The sequence below is a fragment of the Enterobacter sp. RIT418 genome, assembly GCF_003057745.1.
GTDB lineage: Bacteria > Pseudomonadota > Gammaproteobacteria > Enterobacterales > Enterobacteriaceae > Enterobacter.
Map to the genome: position 1 here is coordinate 1 of NZ_QBJD02000005.1, position 18,188 is coordinate 18,188.

Below are 18,188 nucleotides of genomic sequence, written 5' to 3' on the forward strand. Positions count from 1 at the left end.
AAATATTTGGTATTATCCCAAATTATGACGAAAATTAATCTATTTTTAACTTTTTTTTAAATATTGGTGAAAGTGGAACCAAAAACGCTATTTTTGTAATATATGCTTATAGCATAGCTATTTAGCATGTGTGCAGGGCACACTAGCTAAGCTGCGTAAGAGATAAGCTATAAGCATAAAGTTCAGCCCTAGCTCTATCTAAAGATAGATGATCTTCTTCTTATAAAAGAAAACAGATCCGTTAGAAAAAGGAACTCATTCACTCTGTTCATTCGTAAAAGAAAAAGTATGATGTGATTAGAGTAAATTAATTTCCCTCCAATATCCTCTAATAGCTGTAGAAATCAAAAATTTCTCAGCGCCAAAAGAAAAGTAATATCCCTAGAATATCTTATTAATGCGTCGGAATTAATCTATAACTTTCTTTTGCCTTTAATCATTTCCTTATCGGACGTTCACGCATGTGAACATAATTATATCCGTGAAAATAATCACTTTCAAACTGTGGCTTTTTTGCCAGCATTTTTTCTGTCAGTAAACCTATAAATATTCCGACAGATTAAACTAACTTTATTTTTTATCTCTTAATTAGTGAAGATAGGAACTAAATAACTAACATTTGTAATATGCATATATACAAGGATGATAAATAATATGGATGATTAAAATCTATGACGACTATTTCTATTTTAAAAGTTGGTGATGTATTTGAATATAAAGATTTTGGGGATTTTTAAATAATTGAAATGGTCAGTAGCAAGCATGTTAAAATCAAATTCAAAAATACAGGTTATGAAAAAACTGTAATTAAATCCCTAGTCCGTCAGGGAATGATTAAAGATCCCAATTCCAGAAGTGTCTACGGTGTCGGATTAATTGGGGAAGGTCACAAGGCACAAAAAGACGGCAAAATGTTTAGGCCGTATGTGCTTTGGAAAGAGATGTTACGCCGTTGCTATGATGTAAAGCATTTAGCTAAATATCCGATATATAGAGGGTGTGAAGTGTCTCCACGTTGGCATAATTACTAAAACTTCTATATGGATATTCAAACTCTTGAAGGGTATGAATCTTGGTTAGATCCTGAAAATAAATTTCAGCTTGATAAAGATATTAAGATCCCTGGTAATAAAGTTTATGGCGAAGCTACCTGCATGTTTGTTTCCGACACACAAAATTCAATCGATGCTAACGCTAGACGACACAACAAAAAGAGCTAATCTGTAACCTCGCATTCTGGCGGGGTTTTGTTGTTTTTGGGGGAGATGTTGACCGATTCAAATCTGTTAGAAAATCACCACTCACTTAAACATAGCTGAGATAGTTACTTTGATAGATGTTTAAAAAACAATCTAAAAAGAAACCTCTTGCGCTAGGACTGTACACCCGGTTAAACTAATCACCTACGAAATATTTACGTGTAATTGATTGAATTAAATAGAATTTGACTCGGGGTGCCCTTCTTAAATGAAGGCTGAGAAATACCCGTATTACCTGATCTGGATAATGCCAGCGTAGGGAAGTCAGATGCCTTCCCGGTCATCGCTTCTTCACGTAAGGCAGGAGCGAAACCATGCAGCCTGACCTGCTCGATCTACACGTTTTACATCAGTTCCATTCCCACTCGCCGCTCACGCACTGTATGACCAACGACGTCGTGCAGGCCTTTACCGCCAACGTGTTACTGGCCCTCGGCGCCTCCCCGGCGATGGTGATCGAGGCCGATGAAGCGGAACACTTTGCCTCTGCGGCAGACGCTCTGCTGATTAACGTCGGTACGCTGACCGCGCCGCGCGCCCAGTCGATGCGCCGGGCGATTGAAAGCGCCGTCGCGGCGGGAAAACCCTGGACGCTCGACCCGGTTGCCGTCGGCGCGCTGGCGTTTCGCACCCGCTTTTGCCAGCAGGTTCTGTCCCTTAAGCCCGCCGCCATTCGCGGCAATGCCTCCGAAATTCTGGCCCTGGCCGGAATGAGCGCAGGCGGTCGCGGCGTAGATTCCACCGACAGCGCGTCCAGCGCGTTGCCCGCGGCGCAGGCGCTGGCCGAACGGACCCGCGCCATCGTCGTGGTCACGGGGGAGGTGGATTACATCACCGACGGACAGCGAACCCGCACGGTCGCCGGCGGAGATCCGCTGATGACCCGCGTGGTAGGGACGGGGTGCGCGCTTTCTGCGGTTGTGGCCGCCAGCTGTTCGCTCCCGGGGGATCGGCTGGACAACGCGGCGGCGGCCTGTAAGTGGATGAAGCGCGCCGGGTCGCGCGCGGCTGCGGACGCTCGCGGGCCGGGCAGCTTCGCCTCCGCTTTTCTTGACGCGCTGTACGCGCTGGAGGTGCAGGCATGAAGCGGATTAACGCACTCACTATCGCAGGCACCGATCCGAGCGGCGGGGCGGGGATCCAGGCCGATTTAAAAACCTTCTCCGCGCTTGGCGCGTACGGGTGTTCGGTCATTACCGCGCTGGTGGCGCAGAATACGCGCGGCGTGCAGTCGGTCTACCGCATTGAGCCGGATTTTGTCGCGGCCCAGCTGGACTCCGTGTTCAGCGACGTGCGTATCGATACCACCAAGATTGGCATGCTGGCGGAGACGGATATCGTGGAGGCCGTGGCCGAGCGGCTGCAGCGCTATCAGGTGCAAAACGTGGTGCTCGATACCGTGATGCTGGCGAAAAGCGGCGATCCGCTGCTCTCTCCGGCCGCGGTTGACACGCTGCGCAAAAAGCTGCTGCCGCAGGTGGCGCTCATTACGCCAAACCTGCCCGAAGCCGCCGCGCTGCTGGATGCGCCGCACGCGCGGAATGAACGCGAAATGAAGGCGCAGGGCCACGCGCTGCTGGCGCTGGGCTGCGGTGCGGTGCTGATGAAGGGGGGACATCTTGACGATGCCGAAAGCCCCGACTGGCTGTTCACCCGCGACGGGGAGCAGCGTTTTACCGCGCCGCGCGTGCAAACGAAAAACACCCACGGGACGGGCTGTACGCTCTCCGCGGCGCTGGCCGCCCTGCGCCCGCGACATCAACGCTGGAATGATACGGTGCTCCACGCCAAGACCTGGCTTTCCGCCGCGCTGGCGCAGGCCGACACGCTGGAGGTCGGCCACGGTATTGGGCCGGTTCATCATTTTCACGCGTGGTGGTAACGCGGCGCGATGTACACGAATCGAGCCAGCAGAATGTGCTGAATAACGTTGCAAATGGTGGAAAATCTGTTAAGTCGGTACCAGGCTTAGTCTGCCCACAACGCTGTGGGCCTGGATAACACGCTACGGGAGAATAGCTATGACCGATATTGCGCAGTTGCTTGGCAAAGACGCCGACGGCCTTTTGCAGCATCGCTGTATGACCATTCCATCCGACCAGCTTTACCTGCCTGGCCACGACTACGTAGACCGCGTGATGGTGGATAACAACCGTCCGCCGGCGGTGCTGCGAAACATGCAGACGCTCTACAACACGGGCCGACTGGCCGGTACGGGCTATCTGTCCATTCTGCCGGTTGATCAGGGCGTTGAACACTCTGCGGGCGCGTCGTTCGCGGCCAATCCGCTCTATTTCGATCCGAAAAACATCGTGGAGCTGGCGATTGAAGCCGGCTGTAACTGCGTGGCGTCAACCTACGGCGTGCTGGCCTCCGTATCGCGCCGCTACGCGCACCGCATTCCGTTCCTCGTCAAGCTGAACCACAACGAAACCCTGAGCTACCCGACCGAATACGATCAGACGCTCTACGCCAGCGTCGAGCAGGCGTTCAATATGGGCGCGGTGGCGGTCGGGGCGACGATCTATTTCGGCTCCGAGCAGTCTCGTCGTCAGATTGAAGAGATCTCCGCGGCCTTCGAGCGCGCGCACGAGCTGGGCATGGTGACGGTGCTGTGGGCCTATCTGCGCAACTCCGCGTTCAAGAAGGACGGCGTGGACTATCACGTTTCTGCCGATCTCACCGGGCAGGCGAACCACCTGGCGGCCACGATTGGTGCGGATATCGTCAAGCAGAAAATGGCGGAGAATAACGGTGGCTACAAGGCGGTGAACTTTGGCTACACCGATGACCGTGTCTACAGCAAGCTGACCAGCGATAACCCGATCGATCTGGTGCGTTACCAGCTGGCGAACTGCTACATGGGCCGCGCGGGGCTGATTAACTCCGGCGGCGCGGCGGGCGGCGAAACCGACCTTTCTGACGCGGTACGCACGGCGGTGATTAACAAACGCGCGGGCGGCATGGGGCTGATTCTGGGCCGTAAGGCGTTTAAAAAATCAATGGCCGACGGCGTGAAGCTGATCAATGCGGTTCAGGATGTCTATCTGGACAGCAAAGTCACGATTGCCTGACGCCTCCATCCCCCTCTCCCAGTGGGAGAGGGGACAGGCCGAGCGCGGTATGGTTTTCTCCCTCTCCCGTGGGAGAGGGTTGGGTGAGGGCATCATCGCGCACCGTGTAAAACATCAGCGCAGCAGCACGCAGTCCGGCGGCAAGCGGCACTGCAGCGCGCCCGGAATGACCTCAATGCGGAACTGCGTCCCGCTCAACGGCTCGCCGTCAAGGTTAAACGTCATCCCGTGCGGGGCGTTAATCTCAAACCATGCCGATTTCCCGGCAATGATATTCGGGCTCTCTTCCGGCTGCGTCAGCGTGGTAAACAGCGCGGGCAGCAGCCCGTCTCCGGTAAAAATACGCAGCTGGAGCTGACCGTCGTTGATCAGCGCCTCCGGGCACAGCTGCTGTCCGCCGCCCGCCTGGCGGCCGTTGCCAATCCCAATGACCAGCGCGTCGCCCTGCCAGTGGAAATTCTCGCCGTGAATCTCACAGCGGTCGGGCTTCAGCGTATCCATGCGCATCAGGCCATGAATCAAATACGACACGCCGCCCAGCGCGGCCTTTAGCTTCTCCGGCGTTTCGCTGGTGATGCGGGTGCCAAAGCCGCCCGTGGCCATATTGATAAAACAGGTTTTATCATTCACCTGGGCAATATCCACCGCGGTCGCCTTGCCGAGGATCGCCAGCTGGAGTGCTTTGCCTAACTCCTCCGGAATCCCCGCGCTGGTGGCGAAATCATTGGCCGTGCCGAGCGGTAAAATGCCCATCGCCGGACGTTCAGCCGCGTCCAGATCGACAAGCGCGCTCGCAATTTCGTTGATCGTGCCGTCGCCGCCGCCGGAAATGATGGTCTCGACGCCCAGCCGACGGCCTTCGTCGATATAGCGCGCCGCGTCGCCTTTCTCCCACGTGACGCGCACGTGGATGCGGGCTCCGTCTTCGCGTAGCGCGGTAATTGCCTGGCGCAGAATATCGTTGCCTGCACTTTTGCCATTCAGAATCAATAAACTGTCTGGATAGGTTGCCATTTACATTATTCCCTTTTTAGCTCTATCAAGAGTGTATCGCAGCGGGGAAAAAAGCGGGTAAGAACTGGACGAAAGGCAAAAAATAAGCCCACGTAAGGGAGATTACGCGGGCTAAGGAGGTGGTTCCTGGTACAGCTAGCATTTATGGGTTATGTTTTTCAGCGGGAGGGATAATACCCGCATTGAGCGAAGCGGTATGTGATCCGATTCTAAGAATCATCCCCGCGTGAAAAAATTACCCTGATTAACTATTTGCCGTGGGGATTACGCGTGCTTTCGCCGTTGAAGTTGCGCATCAGCAGCGCAAATTTCAGCTCGATCTCTTCCGGCACCGGCATCCAGACGGTGTGCCCGTCGCCCGGTGCGACCTCAATCGCTTCCCCTTTGCCGTTTTCCAGATGCTCCAGCGTGAAGTTCATGTTGCCCTGCGGGGTCATCAGCTCCAGGCTGTCGCCCTTGGTGAACTTGTTTTTCACCGCCACGGCCGCCAGCGCGCCCTTGCGCTCGCCGGTGAAATCGCCGACGAACTGCTGGCGCTCGGAAACGGAGTAGCCGTGCTCGTAGTTCTGGTAGTCGTCGTGGGTGTGACGACGCAGGAAGCCCTCGGTATAGCCGCGGTGCGCCAGGCCTTCCAGGGTTTCCAGCAGGCTGGTATCAAACGGTTTGCCGGCTGCGGCATCGTCGATGGCCTTACGGTATACCTGGGCGGTGCGCGCGCAGTAGTAGTAAGACTTGGTGCGGCCTTCGATTTTCAGGGAGTGCACGCCCATCTGCGTTAAACGCTCAACGTGCGCAATGGCGCGCAGATCTTTCGAGTTCATGATGTAGGTGCCGTGCTCGTCTTCAAAGGCGGTCATGTACTCGCCCGGACGCTTGGCCTCTTCAATCATAAACACGCTGTCGGTCGGCGCGCCGATGCCGAGCGTCGGCTCCACGTTGGTAACCGGAATCGGCTCGTGCTTGTGGACGATATTGCCGATGTCGTCTTCTTTGCCTTCCTGAACGTTATATTCCCAGCGGCAGGCGTTGGTGCAGGTGCCCTGGTTCGGATCGCGCTTGTTGATATAGCCGGAGAGCAGGCAGCGGCCGGAGTAGGCCATGCACAGCGCGCCGTGAACGAAAATTTCGATTTCCATATCCGGCACCTGGGTGCGGATCTCTTCGATCTCTTCGAGAGACAGTTCGCGAGACAAAATGACGCGCGTCAGCCCCATCTGCTTCCAGAACTTGACCGTCGCCCAGTTGACGGCGTTGGCCTGCACGGACAGGTGAATGTCCATCTCCGGGAAGTTTTCGCGAACCAGCATGATTAAACCCGGATCCGACATGATCAGCGCGTCCGGCCCCATATCCACCACCGGCTTCAGGTCGCGAATGAACGTCTTCAGCTTGGCGTTGTGCGGCGCGATGTTAACCACCACGTAGAATTTTTTGCCAAGGGCATGCGCTTCGTTGATGCCGAGCTGCAGGTTCTCGTGGTTGAATTCGTTGTTACGCACGCGCAGCGAGTAGCGAGGCTGGCCCGCGTATACGGCGTCGGCACCATAGGCGAAAGCGTAACGCATATTTTGCAGCGTTCCCGCCGGGGAGAGGAGTTCCGGTTTAAACATGTTTGTTCTCGTTCTGATGACAGGTCAGATCCGCGCGCACCCGGTGCCGCGGTGAGGGGATGATCCCCTACTTTAAGGGCGGGCATTGTAGCGCCGAGGGGCAGGGAGGTAAAGTTTTTGCCCCCTCACCCCAAAGAGGAGAGGGTGAAAACCGCAGCTTACGGTCCCCTCGCCCCTTTGGGGTGAGGGGGAGGAGAATATTGTGTCACGCAATCCTGCACGCGTCCGCTTCCCAGCGATACCCCACGCCGTACACCGCGCGAATAAACGACTGCTCGGCGTCCAGCGCCTCCAGCTTGCGGCGCAGGTTTTTGATATGGCTGTCGATGGTGCGGTCGGTTACCACGCGGTAATCGTCATACAGGTTGTTCAGCAGCTGCTCGCGCGAGAACACCTTGCCCGGCTCGTGGGAGAGCGTTTTAAGCAGGCGAAACTCGGCGGGCGTCAGGTCCAGCAGCTTGCCGCGCCAGCTTGCCTGGAAGCGGCTTTCGTCGACGATCAGCGGGCTTTCGGCATCCAGCGTCTGCAGCTCGCGCTGCGGCCTGCAGCGGCGCAGGATGGTCTTCACGCGGGCCACCACCTCGCGCGGGCTGTAGGGCTTGCAGATGTAATCGTCCGCGCCAATTTCGAGGCCCAGCAGGCGGTCGATCTCTTCGATTTTGGCGGTGACCATTACGATAGGCACGTCCGAGAAGCGGCGGATTTCCCGGCACAGGGTCAGGCCGTCGGTGCCTGGCAGCATCAGGTCCAGCAGGATCAGGTCCGGCGGCGTCTGGCGCACGTAGGGCAGCACCTGGTCGCCGTGGCTAATCAGCGAAGGGGCGTAGCTTGCCGCGCGCAGGTAGTCGATCAGGAGCTGCCCAAGCTTGGGCTCGTCTTCCACGATCAGGATGCGCGGCGTGTTTTCATCAATGGGTAACTCGGTCATGCTTCTCTCGATAACTCCCGTTCCAGCGGTAATTCTACTGTAATGCTAACCCCGCCAAAAGGCGAATGGGCGGCGCGGATCGTGCCGTTGTGCGCTTCGACGATGTTCACGCAGATTGCCAGCCCCAGTCCGGAGCCGCCGCTCGCGCGGTTGCGCGAGCCTTCCGTGCGGTAAAAACGCTCGAACAGCTTTTCCAGCTGCGCCTCCTGCACGCCGGGGGCAGAATCCGCAAAGGTGAGGGCAAAGCGGCCGTTTTCCCGCGTGCCGGAAATGTGCAGCCCGCCGCCGCTGTCGGTGTAGCGCAGGCTGTTTTCCAGCAGGTTGTTGAAGAGCTGCATCAGGCGGTCTTTGTCGCCAAACACCACGGCGCTGTCCGGCAGCGAAAGGTCAATCTTCAGGTTACGGCTGGCGAAGCGCTCGCGGAAGGCGCCGCTCGCCACTTCAAGAATGTTAATCACGTCCACCGGCGCTTTCTGGTAGGCCAGCGCGCCCTCGTCGGACATGGAGAGCTGGTGCAGATCGTCCACCAGCTTGGTCAGCGTGCCCACCTCCGCCTGCAGGGAAGCGACGGATTCAGGGGTGAACTGGCGCACGCCGTCCTGGATTGCCTCCAGCTCGCCGCGCAGCACCGCCAGCGGGGTGCGCAGCTCGTGCGAAATGTCGGCCATAAAGTCCCGGCGCATCTGCTGATTTTTTTCCAGCGTGCTCGCGAGCTGGTTAAAGTCCTGCGCCAGCTTGCCCAGTTCGTCCTGGCTGCGGGTGTCTACGCGGGTGGAAAAATCACCGGCGGCCAGCCTGTGCGTGCCCTCCACCAGCCGCTTGACCGGCGCAAGCAGGCCGCGCGCCAGCGGGAAGGTGGCGAGTGCCGCCAGCAGCGTGGAGAGCGCGACGATAAGCCAGCTGGTCTGGCGCTGCTGGCGGTCAAAGTTGATATCGGTATTGCGCGTCAGGCGCTCCACCGGAGAGGCGATCACCCAGCCGACGATGGCATTGTCTACCTTGACGGCGCGCTTTGAGCCGTCCGGCGGTACCGGCGCGCGCGGGCCGACCAGCACGCGCTGGTCCTGGTCGATCACCCAGAACTGGGTGCGCCAGCCGTGCGGCGGCATGCCGGGGCCAGGGCGATCGTCGTCGTTATCGTGCTCCAGCGAGCGCAGGATCTGGAAAATAAAACGGTCGTTATTGCGCAGGAACCGCCAGTTGCCGTGCAGGGCGTACTGCTCGCCCAGCGCGTCGCTCAGCCCCTGCAGGCGCTGCTCGTTGCCGTGCTTGATGTAGTCGATAAACCCGCGCTCAAAGCTCACCCGCACCGCCCAGTGCATGGTGATCAGCAGAACCATACAGGTGGCTAAAATCGCCACAAAAAGCTTGCCGGTAATGCCCGGTCGCCACAGTTTCATGGTGCACTCCTTTTGCCGCGCCGGATAACGACGTTCTTGCTGGTATCCGCCGGTACTCTGGCGAAGATGAAAGCGGGCAGGGCGATAATCACCGCCATGCTGAGGTAGGTATATAAAAAGACCTGGTGGGCAACCGGGGTGTCTACGCTGAGATGGTGCTGCCCGTACATCCCGAGCAGCAGCCCCGCAACGGTAACGCCCACGCTCATGGAGAGCTGCATGATCATCGACAGCAGGCTATTGCCGCTGCTGGCCAGCTCGTCGGGCAAATCCTTCAGCGTCAGGGTATTCATCGACGAGAAGCGCATGGAGTTGATAATTCCCTGGCAGAAGAGCACCAGCGGCAGCGCGTAGTACCAGCCCATCAGCGCCACGCCCATGAACAGCAGGCTGACCAGCGCCAGCCCGAGCGTGGCGGCGACCAGCACGCGGCGATAGCCAAAGCGGTTAACCACCTGCACCACGATGCGCTTCATGCCCATGCTGCCGAGCACCATCGGGATCATCATCAGGCCCGCGTGGAACGGCGAAAAGCCCATGCCGATCTGTAGAAATACCGGCGTCATAAACGGCAGCATGCCGCTGCCGATGCGCCCGGCAAAGCTGCCGAACAGCCCCAGACGGTAGGTGGCGTTTTTGAACAGCGCCAGGCTGAACAGCGCGCGCTCGTTGCCTCTGGCGTGCCACAAATACCACAGGATGGCAGCGATACCGATCGCCACCAGCGCCGCGAGCGAGAGCGATGAAATTCCCAGCCCCTTTTGGCCGTCGAGCGCCAGCGTCAGCGTGGCCATCCCCGCCGCCAGCAGAATAAAGCCGGTGAAATCAAAGCGCCGGGTCTGCATTTTGTAGTTCGGCATCAGCGTCAGGGTGGCAATCGCCCCGATGATGCCGACCGGCAGGTTGATCAGGAAAATCCAGTGCCACGAGGCGTACTCCACCAGAATACCGCCCAGCGCCGGACCGAGCAGCGGCCCCACCTGGCCGGGCAGGGTGACGAAGGTCATCGCCGCCATATACTGCTCGCGCGGCACGATTTTCATCACCGTCAGCCGCCCGACGGGCACCATCATCGCGCCGCCCACGCCCTGCAGCACGCGCGCCATCACCAGCTGGTCGAGCGTGTTGGCCTGGGCGCAGAACAGCGACCCGGCGGTGAACAGCACTATCGCGGTGAAAAAGATATTCCGCACGCCCACCTTGTCCGCCAGCCAGCCGCTGGCGGGCAGCATGATCGCCACCGTCAGCACGTAGGAGACAATCACCATATGCATATGCAGCGGGCTCTCCCCCAGGCTTCTCGCCATCGAGGGAAGGGCGGTATTGACGATGGTCGTGTCCAGCGACTGCATAAAGAAGCCGAAGGCGACAATCCAAAGCTGCCAGCGAACGCTGCTGGGGAGAACGGTCATTTACTCGGTCACCGTTGTTCTGTTTTTACGCGAAAAGCGCAGCCGCAGGCGGTCAAAGAAAAGATAGACCACCGGCGTGGTATAGAGCGTGAGCAGCTGGCTCATCACCAGCCCGCCGACGATGGTGATCCCCAGCGGCTGGCGCAGCTCGGAGCCGTCTCCGCCGGAAATCACCAGCGGCAGCGCGCCAAACAGCGCCGCCAGCGTGGTCATCATAATCGGGCGGAAGCGCAGAAGACAGGCCTGGAAGATGGCCTCTTCCGGCGTCATGCCGCCGCTGCGCTGGGCGTCCAGCGCGAAGTCGACCATCATGATCGCGTTTTTCTTCACGATGCCGATGAGCAGCATGATCCCAATCAGCGCGATAAGGCTAAACGGCGCGCCGAACAGCTCCAGCGCTAGCAGCGCCCCGACGCCCGCCGACGGCAGCGTGGAGAGAATGGTCAGCGGATGCACGTAGCTTTCGTACAGCACGCCGAGCACGATGTAGACCGTCGCAATCGCCGCCAGAATCAAAATGACCTGCGAGTTCATCGTCTCCTGGAATACCTGCGCCGTGCCGGCAAAGCTGCCGCGCACCGTGGACGGCACGCCGAGCTGGGTCATGGCCCGAGTAATGGCGTCGCTGGCCTCCGAAAGCGAGGAGCCGGTTGGCAGGTTAAACGAGATGGTTGACGCCGCGGACAGCCCCTGGTGGTTCACCGAAAGCGGCGCGTTCGACGGCTGCCAGCTGGCGAAGTACGAAAGCGGAATCGCCTTGCCGTCGCTGTTGATCACAAACATTTTGTCCAGCGCGCTGATGTCCTGGGTATAGCGCGGGTCAACCTCCATCACCACCTTGTACTGGTTCATCGGCTGGTAGATGGTGGAGATCTGGCGCTGGCCAAAAGCGTTGTTGAGCAGGCTGTTCGCCGCCTCGACGTTAATGCCCAGCCGCGACATGGTTTCGCGATCGTAAATGAGCGCCATCTCCGCACCGTTATCCTGCTGATCGGAGTTAACGTCCGCCAGCTCCGGCAGGGCGGCCAGCGCCTTGCGGATCTTCGGCTCCCACTCGCGCAGGGCGGCAAGGTCGTCAGAGAGCAGGGTGTACTGGTAGCTGGCGTTGGCCTGGCGGCCGCCGACGCGGATATCCTGAACGGCCATCAAAAACAGGTTTGCCCCCGGCTCTTTGGCGAGCTTCACGCGCAGGCGGTCGATCACCTGCTGCGCGGTTTCGCTGCGTTCGTCGCGCGATTTGAGGGTGATAAACATCATGCCGCTGTTCACGCGGGAGCCGCCGGTAAAGCCGGTCACGTTATCCACCGCCGGATCTTCGCGGATGATCTTCATGAAGTCCTGCAATTTACCGCGCATCGCCTGGAACGAGATGCTCTGGTCGGCCTGAATGCCGCCCATCAGCACGCCGGTGTCCTGCTCCGGGAAGAAGGTTTTCGGGATGGTAATGTACATCCAGACGTTCAGCGCGATGGTGCCAATCAGCACCAGGCCAACGATGCGGGTGTGCCTGAGCACCCAGCGCAGTGATTTCCCGTAGCCTTCCTGCATCGCCACAAGGACGCGGCCAAAGCCTTTGCGGCGCGGCTGCGACTGCGGCCTGCTGCGCTTGAGCATCCAGCCGCACATCATTGGCGTTAGCGTCAGCGAAATCACCAGCGAAATGCCTATCGCCACCGAGAGCGTGACCGCAAACTCGCGCAGCAGCCGCCCCGGCAGGCCGCCCATCAGCAGCAGCGGCAGGAAGACCGCCACCAGCGACAGGCTCATGGAGAGCACCGTAAAGCCGACCTCGCGCGTCCCCTGAAGCGCCGCCTGCAGCGGCTTCATGCCCGCCTCAAGGTGGCGGGAGATGTTCTCCAGCACCACGATGGCGTCGTCGACCACAAAGCCGGTGGCGATAGTCAGCGCCATCAGCGACAGGTTGTTAAGGCTAAACCCGCACAGGTACATGGCGGCAAACGTCCCAATCAGCGACACCGGAACGGCCACCGCGGGGATCAGCGTTGCGCGCCCCGAACGCAGGAACACGAACACCACCAGGATCACCAGCGCGATGGAGATGATCAGCGTTTGCTCCACCTCCTCAAGCGAGGCGCGGATCGTCGGGGAGCGATCCTGGGCAATTTGCAGGTCGATCGCTGCCGGAATGGTCTCCTTCAGTTCCGGCAGCCGTTCGCGAATGCCGTTGACCGTCTGGATAATGTTGGCTTCCGGCAGCTTGCGGATCATCAGCAAAATCGCCGGCTTCGCGTTGGTCATCCCGGCGTTGCGCACGTCCTGCACGGAGTTGGTCACGCTGGCAACGTCGCTTAGCCGCACCGCCGCGCCGTTGTTGTAGTGAATAATCAGCGGCTCATACTCGGCGGCCGTTTTTAGCTCGTCGTTGGTCTGGATCTGCCAGCGGTGGCTGTCGTTCTCAATCGCGCCCTGCGGCTTACGCACGTTGGCATTGCTGATGGCGCTACGCACGTCGTCCAGCGATACGCCCTGGTTAAACAGCGCCTGCGGGTTAAGGCCCACGCGCACGGCGGGCAGCGAACTTCCGCCCACGTCCACGTCGCCCACGCCGTCGATCTGGGCGATGGTTTGCGCCAGCTGGGTGGAGGCGAAATCGTACAGCTCGCCCTGGGAATAGGTGTCCGAGGTGAGCGTTAAGATCATAATCGGCGCGTCGGAGGGGTTGGCCTTGCGGTAGGTCGGCCTGCTCGGCATGCCGCTCGGCAGCAGGCTCTGCGCGGCGTTGATGGCCGCCTGCACGTCGCGCGCCGCGCCGTTGATGTCGCGATCGAAGCTGAACTCCAGGATGATGCGCGTGCTGCCGAGCGAGCTGCTGGAGGTCATCTCGTTGACCCCCGCGATGCGCCCGAGCGAGCGCTCAAGCGGCGTGGCGACGGACGAGGCCATGGTCTCCGGCGACGCGCCCGGCAGCGAGGCGCTGACCATAATCACCGGAAAATCCACCTGCGGCAGCGGGGCCACCGGCAGCAGCCGGAAGCCGAGCACGCCGCACAGGGTGATAGCGACCGAGATTAAAATCGTTGCCACCGGGCGATAAATGAAGAGGGCGAAAAACTTCACTTACGCCTCCTCTTCACGTTTCGGGAAGCGGCTTTTGGTCCACAGCGCCAGGCGGTCAAACAGCAGGTAGATCACCGGTGTTGTAAACAGCGTCAGCACCTGGCTGACCAGCAGCCCGCCGACCATGCCGATCCCCAGCGGGCGGCGCAGCTCGGCCCCGACGCCGGTGCTGAGCATCAGCGGCAGCGCGCCTAACAGCGCCGCGAGGGTCGTCATCAGGATCGGGCGAAAGCGCAGCAGGCAGGCCTGGAAAATGGCGTCGCGCGGGGACATGCCCTGCTCGCGCTCGGCGGCCAGGGCGAAGTCGATCATCATGATGGCGTTTTTCTTCACGATGCCGATCAGCAGGATGATCCCGATAATCGCAATCACGTCCAGCTCGCTGCCCGCCAGCATCAGCGCCAGCAGGGCACCCACGCCGGCGGTCGGCAGGGTAGAGAGAATGGTGATCGGGTGAATAAAGCTCTCGTACAGCACGCCGAGCACGATGTACATCGCCACCACCGCGGCAACGATCAGCCAGACGGTGCTGCCCAGCGCGGCCTGAAACGCCAGCGTGCTGCCCTGGAACTGGGTCTGTATATCCGACGGGAAGCTGATGGTTTTTTCCGCATTCTGGATCGCCTCGACCGCGTCGCCCAGCGAATACCCGTCCGCGACGTTAAACGAAACGGTGGTGGACGGGAACTGATCCAGATGGTTGATGGAAAGCGGGGCGTAGCGCTCTTCGACGCTGGCAATGGCGCTGAGCGGCACGATGCCGCCGTCCTTGCTGGTCAGGCGCACCGTGTCCAGCGCGGCGAGCCCCGGCGTGCTGTCGGTGTTGTGCTCCAGCACCACGCGATACTGGTTTGCCTGGGTGTAGATGGTCGAAATCAGGCGCTGGCCGAAGGCATTGTACAGGGCGTTATCCACGTCCGCCATGGTGATGCCCAGGCGGCTGGCGGCGTCGCGGTTCACGTTGACGTAGGCCGCCAGACCTTTGTCCTGCCAGTCGCTGCTGACGTCGGAAAGCTGCGGCAGCGCCTGGAGCGTGTTGACCAGCTGCGGCACCCAGGTGCTGAGCGCGTCGAGGCTGGTGGCCTGAAGCGTAAACTGGTACTGCGTGCGGCTCACCTGGGTGTCAATGGTCAAATCCTGAATCGGCTGCAGGTAAAGCGAAATGCCCGGCACCTTCGCCACCGCCTGCTGCAGGCGCTCAATCACCGCGTTCACGCGGTCCTCACGCTCGTCGAGCGGCTTGAGGTTAATTTGCAGCCGCGCGCTGTTCAGCGACGGGTTGGTGCCGTCCACGCCGACGTAGGCGGTCAGGCTTTCCACCGCCGGGTCCTTCATCACGATCTCGGATACCTGCTGCTGGCGCTGGGCCATGCTGGCGAACGAAACCGACTGCGGGGCCTGGAGGGTGCCCTGGATGATGCCGTTGTCCTGAATCGGGAAGAAGCCTTTCGGGATGAAAATCCACAGCATCACGCTCAGGGCCAACGTACCCAGCGCCACGCCGAGCGTCGCCCACGGGTGGTTCAGCACCTTCGCCAACAGGCGGCCGTAGGCGGCAATGATGCGCTCGAACATGCGCTCGGAGGCGCGCGAGAAGCGGTTTTGCTTGCGCAGGGATTCCGCGCTCAGCATGCGCGCGCACATCATTGGCGTTAGGGTTAGCGACACCACGGCGGAGATCAGGATCGCCACCGCCAGCGTGACCGCAAACTCGCGGAACAGGCGGCCCACGATATCGCCCATAAACAGCAGCGGGATCAGCACCGCAATCAGCGAGAAGGTCAGCGAGATGATCGTAAAGCCAATCTCCCCCGCACCCTTAAGCGCGGCGGCGAGCGGCTTTTCGCCCTTTTCGATGTAGCGCGAGATGTTCTCGATCACCACGATGGCGTCGTCCACCACGAAGCCGGTGGCGATGGTGAGCGCCATCAGCGTCAGGTTGTTAATCGAAAAATCAAGGAACACCATGACGGCGAAGGTCCCGACCAGCGACAGCGGTACGGCGACGGCGGGAATAATCGTCGCCGGAACGTTGCGCAGGAACAGATAGATGATCATCACCACCAGCGCGATGGCGAGCATCAGCTCGAACTGGGTGTCGGTGACGGAGGCGCGAATGTTGGTGGTGCGGTCGGAAAGCACCTTCACGCTGACCGACTTCGGCAGGCTCTCAATCAGCTGCGGCAGCATCGCGCGGATGCTGTCGGCGGTATCAATGATGTTGGCGCCGGGCTGGCGCTGAACGTTCATGACGATCGCCTGCTGTTTGTTCGCCCACGCGCCCAGCCAGCTGTTTTCCGCGCCTTGTTCAACGGTCGCCACGTCGCCCAGGCGAATCGGCGCGCCGTTCTGGTAGGCAACGATCAGCTGACGATACTCGTCGGCGGACTGCATCTGATCGTTTGCGGAAAGCGTGACCGCGCGCGTTGGGCCATCGAGCGAGCCTTTCGCCGAGTTGACGTTAGCGTTGCTGATGGCGGTGCGGATGGTCTCGCTGGTTAAGCCCAGCGCGGCAATCGCCTGCGCGTTCAGCTTCACGCGCACGGCCGGGCGCTGCCCGCCCGCCAGCGTCACCAGGCCGACGCCGGAAACCTGAGAAATTTTCTGCGCCACGCGGGTTTCGACCATGTCTTCCACCTGCGTCATCGGCAGGGCGGAGGAGGTGACCGCCAGCGTCATGATCGGCGGGTCCGCCGGGTTGACCTTGCTGTAGACCGGCGGGTTGGGCAGGTCGGACGGCAGCAGGTTGGTGGCGGCGTTAATCGCGGCCTGCACCTCCTGCTCGGCGACGTCCAGCGACAGCGTAAGCTGGAACTGCAGCGTGACCACCGACGCGCCGCCGGAGCTTTGCGAGGACATCTGCTTGAGGCCGGACATCTGGCCGAACTGGCGCTCCAGCGGGGCGGTAATGGCGGAGGTGACCACGTCCGGACTGGCGCCCGGATAAAGGGTCACCACCTGAATCGTCGGGTAGTCCACTTCCGGCAGCGCCGAAACCGGCAGGAAGCGGTAGCCAATAATCCCGGCCAGCAGGATCGCCACCATCAGCAGGGTCGTGGCAACGGGGCGCAGAATAAACAGGCGTGATGGCCCACCTGTAGCGCTTGGCGGCATCACCTGCATCAGTCTTTCGCTCCCCGTTTCGCAGGCTGTTCGGCTGCTGCTGTGCCTGCGTGCGCCTCGACGACTTCGACTTTGGCTCCTTCGGTCAGGCGGTCAATGCCGTCGGTGACGACGCGGTCGCCCGCTGAAAGCCCGGCGGCAATCACCACCGTCTGGCTGTCCTGAATCCCGGTTTTCACCAGATGTTTGCTCACCTTATTGTCGCCGTTCAGCACCCAGACGAAGTTTCCTTCATTACCCATCTGCAGCGCGGCGGTGGGGATCACCACGGCGTTCTCTTCCGTCGCAACCAGCATGCGCGCATTGACGAACTGGTTCGGGAAGAGGGCGTCATCCTCATTGTTAAAGCGCGCCTTCAGCTTGATGGTGCCGGTCGTGGTATCGATCTGGTTATCCAGGCTGAGCAGGGAACCTTCGCTGAGCTTCTGTTTGTTGGTGCGGTCCCAGGCCTCGACCACCAGCCCTTTTCCGGCCTTCTGCGCCTGCACCACGGTGGCGATGTCGCTCTCCGGCAGGGTAAAGACCAGATCGATTGGGTGGGTCTGGGTGATGACCACGATGCCCGTGGTATCGCCGCTGGAAATCTGGTTGCCGATGTCCACCTGCTTGAGGCCTACGCGGCCGTCAATCGGGGCGGTGATGCGGCTCCAGTCGAGCTGGAGCTGCGCGCTGGCAACGGCGGCTTCATCGGCCTTGACGGTGCCCTGCGTTTCGCTAACCAGCGAGCGCTGGGTGTCCAGCTCCTGTCTGGAGACCAGGTTGGTTTTCACCAGCTGCTGGTAGCGCGCCAGATCGCGCTGGGCGTTGGCGAGCGTGGCTTTATCTTTGGCGAGCTGCCCCTGCGCCTGCGCAAGGTTGACCTTAAACTGGCTCGGATCGATTTCGGCGAGGAGATCCCCGGCCTTTACCTGCTGCCCTTCCTGAAAATGCAGGGCCATCAGCTGGCCGTCAACGCGGCTGCGCACCGTAACGGTGTTGGCGGCGGTAATGGTCCCTAAACCCGTAAGATAACGCGGCACGGCTTTATTCACCGCGGTGGCCGCCTGAACCGGAGCCAGCGCGCCGCCGCGCATGCCGCGACGTCCGCCCGAGGCCTGCTGCGGGTGGCTGCTGGCACCCGCAGGTGCAGACGTTTTTGCAGAGTGGTTATGCCAGTACCAGGCGGCGGCAAGTGCCACCACAATGATGCCGGCGGCAATGGCCCAGCGGGATTTGTTACGGCCTTTCATCGTTATACGTTCTCATCCTGAAACACTTCGGGGAATGATACTAGTTTAGTCAGGCATCCCG

General features: G+C 60.0%; 12 protein-coding genes and 1 riboswitch. Of the genes, 4 read left to right on the top strand and 8 right to left on the bottom strand.

Going from position 1 to position 18,188, the window contains the following annotated elements; genetic code table 11:
* The first annotated feature begins 1,040 nt into the window (after positions 1-1,040).
* From DBY73_RS22075 to fbaB, 4 genes are all read left to right on the top strand, one after another.
* Positions 1,041-1,220, top strand: coding sequence for a hypothetical protein (locus DBY73_RS22075; RefSeq protein ID WP_146745753.1), 180 nt, complete (start codon positions 1,041-1,043; stop codon positions 1,218-1,220).
* Between the two features lie 220 nt (positions 1,221-1,440).
* A riboswitch (TPP riboswitch) is annotated at positions 1,441-1,538 on the top strand.
* Between the two features lie 35 nt (positions 1,539-1,573).
* Positions 1,574-2,344: a hydroxyethylthiazole kinase gene (gene thiM, locus DBY73_RS06785; protein ID WP_112010421.1), complete on the top strand. Its 771-nt coding sequence runs from the start codon at positions 1,574-1,576 to the stop codon at positions 2,342-2,344.
* Positions 2,341-3,141 carry a bifunctional hydroxymethylpyrimidine kinase/phosphomethylpyrimidine kinase gene (gene thiD / locus DBY73_RS06790; RefSeq protein ID WP_112010422.1) on the top strand — a complete coding sequence of 267 codons (801 nt, stop codon included), beginning with the start codon at positions 2,341-2,343 and terminating at the stop codon, positions 3,139-3,141. Before thiM ends, thiD begins: the two co-directional genes overlap by 4 nt.
* 139 nt (positions 3,142-3,280) lie before the next feature.
* Positions 3,281-4,333 carry a class I fructose-bisphosphate aldolase gene (fbaB, locus tag DBY73_RS06795; protein ID WP_112010423.1) on the top strand — a complete coding sequence of 351 codons (1,053 nt, stop codon included), beginning with the start codon at positions 3,281-3,283 and terminating at the stop codon, positions 4,331-4,333.
* Positions 4,334-4,447: 114 nt separating this feature from the next.
* Here the strand turns inward: fbaB and yegS are convergent, their stop codons facing one another.
* The 8 genes from yegS to DBY73_RS06835 all read right to left on the bottom strand — a co-directional run bounded on the left by yegS (position 4,448) and on the right by DBY73_RS06835 (position 18,127).
* Positions 4,448-5,347, bottom strand: coding sequence for a lipid kinase YegS (gene yegS, locus DBY73_RS06800; RefSeq protein ID WP_112010424.1), 900 nt, complete (start codon positions 5,345-5,347; stop codon positions 4,448-4,450).
* Between the two features lie 248 nt (positions 5,348-5,595).
* Positions 5,596-6,957, bottom strand: coding sequence for a tRNA 5-hydroxyuridine modification protein YegQ (gene yegQ / locus DBY73_RS06805; protein WP_112010425.1), 1,362 nt, complete (start codon positions 6,955-6,957; stop codon positions 5,596-5,598).
* A 205-nt stretch (positions 6,958-7,162) separates the two neighbouring features.
* Positions 7,163-7,885 carry a two-component system response regulator BaeR gene (gene baeR / locus DBY73_RS06810; protein WP_112010426.1) on the bottom strand — a complete coding sequence of 241 codons (723 nt, stop codon included), beginning with the start codon at positions 7,883-7,885 and terminating at the stop codon, positions 7,163-7,165.
* Positions 7,882-9,285: a two-component system sensor histidine kinase BaeS gene (gene baeS, locus DBY73_RS06815; protein WP_112010427.1), complete on the bottom strand. Its 1,404-nt coding sequence runs from the start codon at positions 9,283-9,285 to the stop codon at positions 7,882-7,884. The genes baeR and baeS overlap by 4 nt, the downstream gene beginning before the upstream one ends.
* Complete coding sequence (locus tag DBY73_RS06820; protein WP_112010428.1) at positions 9,282-10,697, bottom strand: MFS transporter; 1,416 nt, start codon at positions 10,695-10,697, stop codon at positions 9,282-9,284. Before DBY73_RS06820 ends, baeS begins: the two co-directional genes overlap by 4 nt.
* Positions 10,698-13,775, bottom strand: coding sequence for a multidrug efflux RND transporter permease subunit MdtC (gene mdtC, locus DBY73_RS06825; RefSeq protein WP_112010429.1), 3,078 nt, complete (start codon positions 13,773-13,775; stop codon positions 10,698-10,700).
* On the bottom strand, positions 13,776-16,898 hold the full coding sequence (locus tag DBY73_RS06830; protein WP_112010430.1) for an MdtB/MuxB family multidrug efflux RND transporter permease subunit: 3,123 nt from the start codon (positions 16,896-16,898) through the stop codon (positions 13,776-13,778).
* A complete protein-coding gene (locus tag DBY73_RS06835; RefSeq protein ID WP_112010431.1) occupies positions 16,898-18,127 on the bottom strand; it encodes an MdtA/MuxA family multidrug efflux RND transporter periplasmic adaptor subunit in 1,230 nt (409 codons plus the stop codon). Before DBY73_RS06835 ends, DBY73_RS06830 begins: the two co-directional genes overlap by 1 nt.
* Positions 18,128-18,188: the final 61 nt, after the last annotated feature.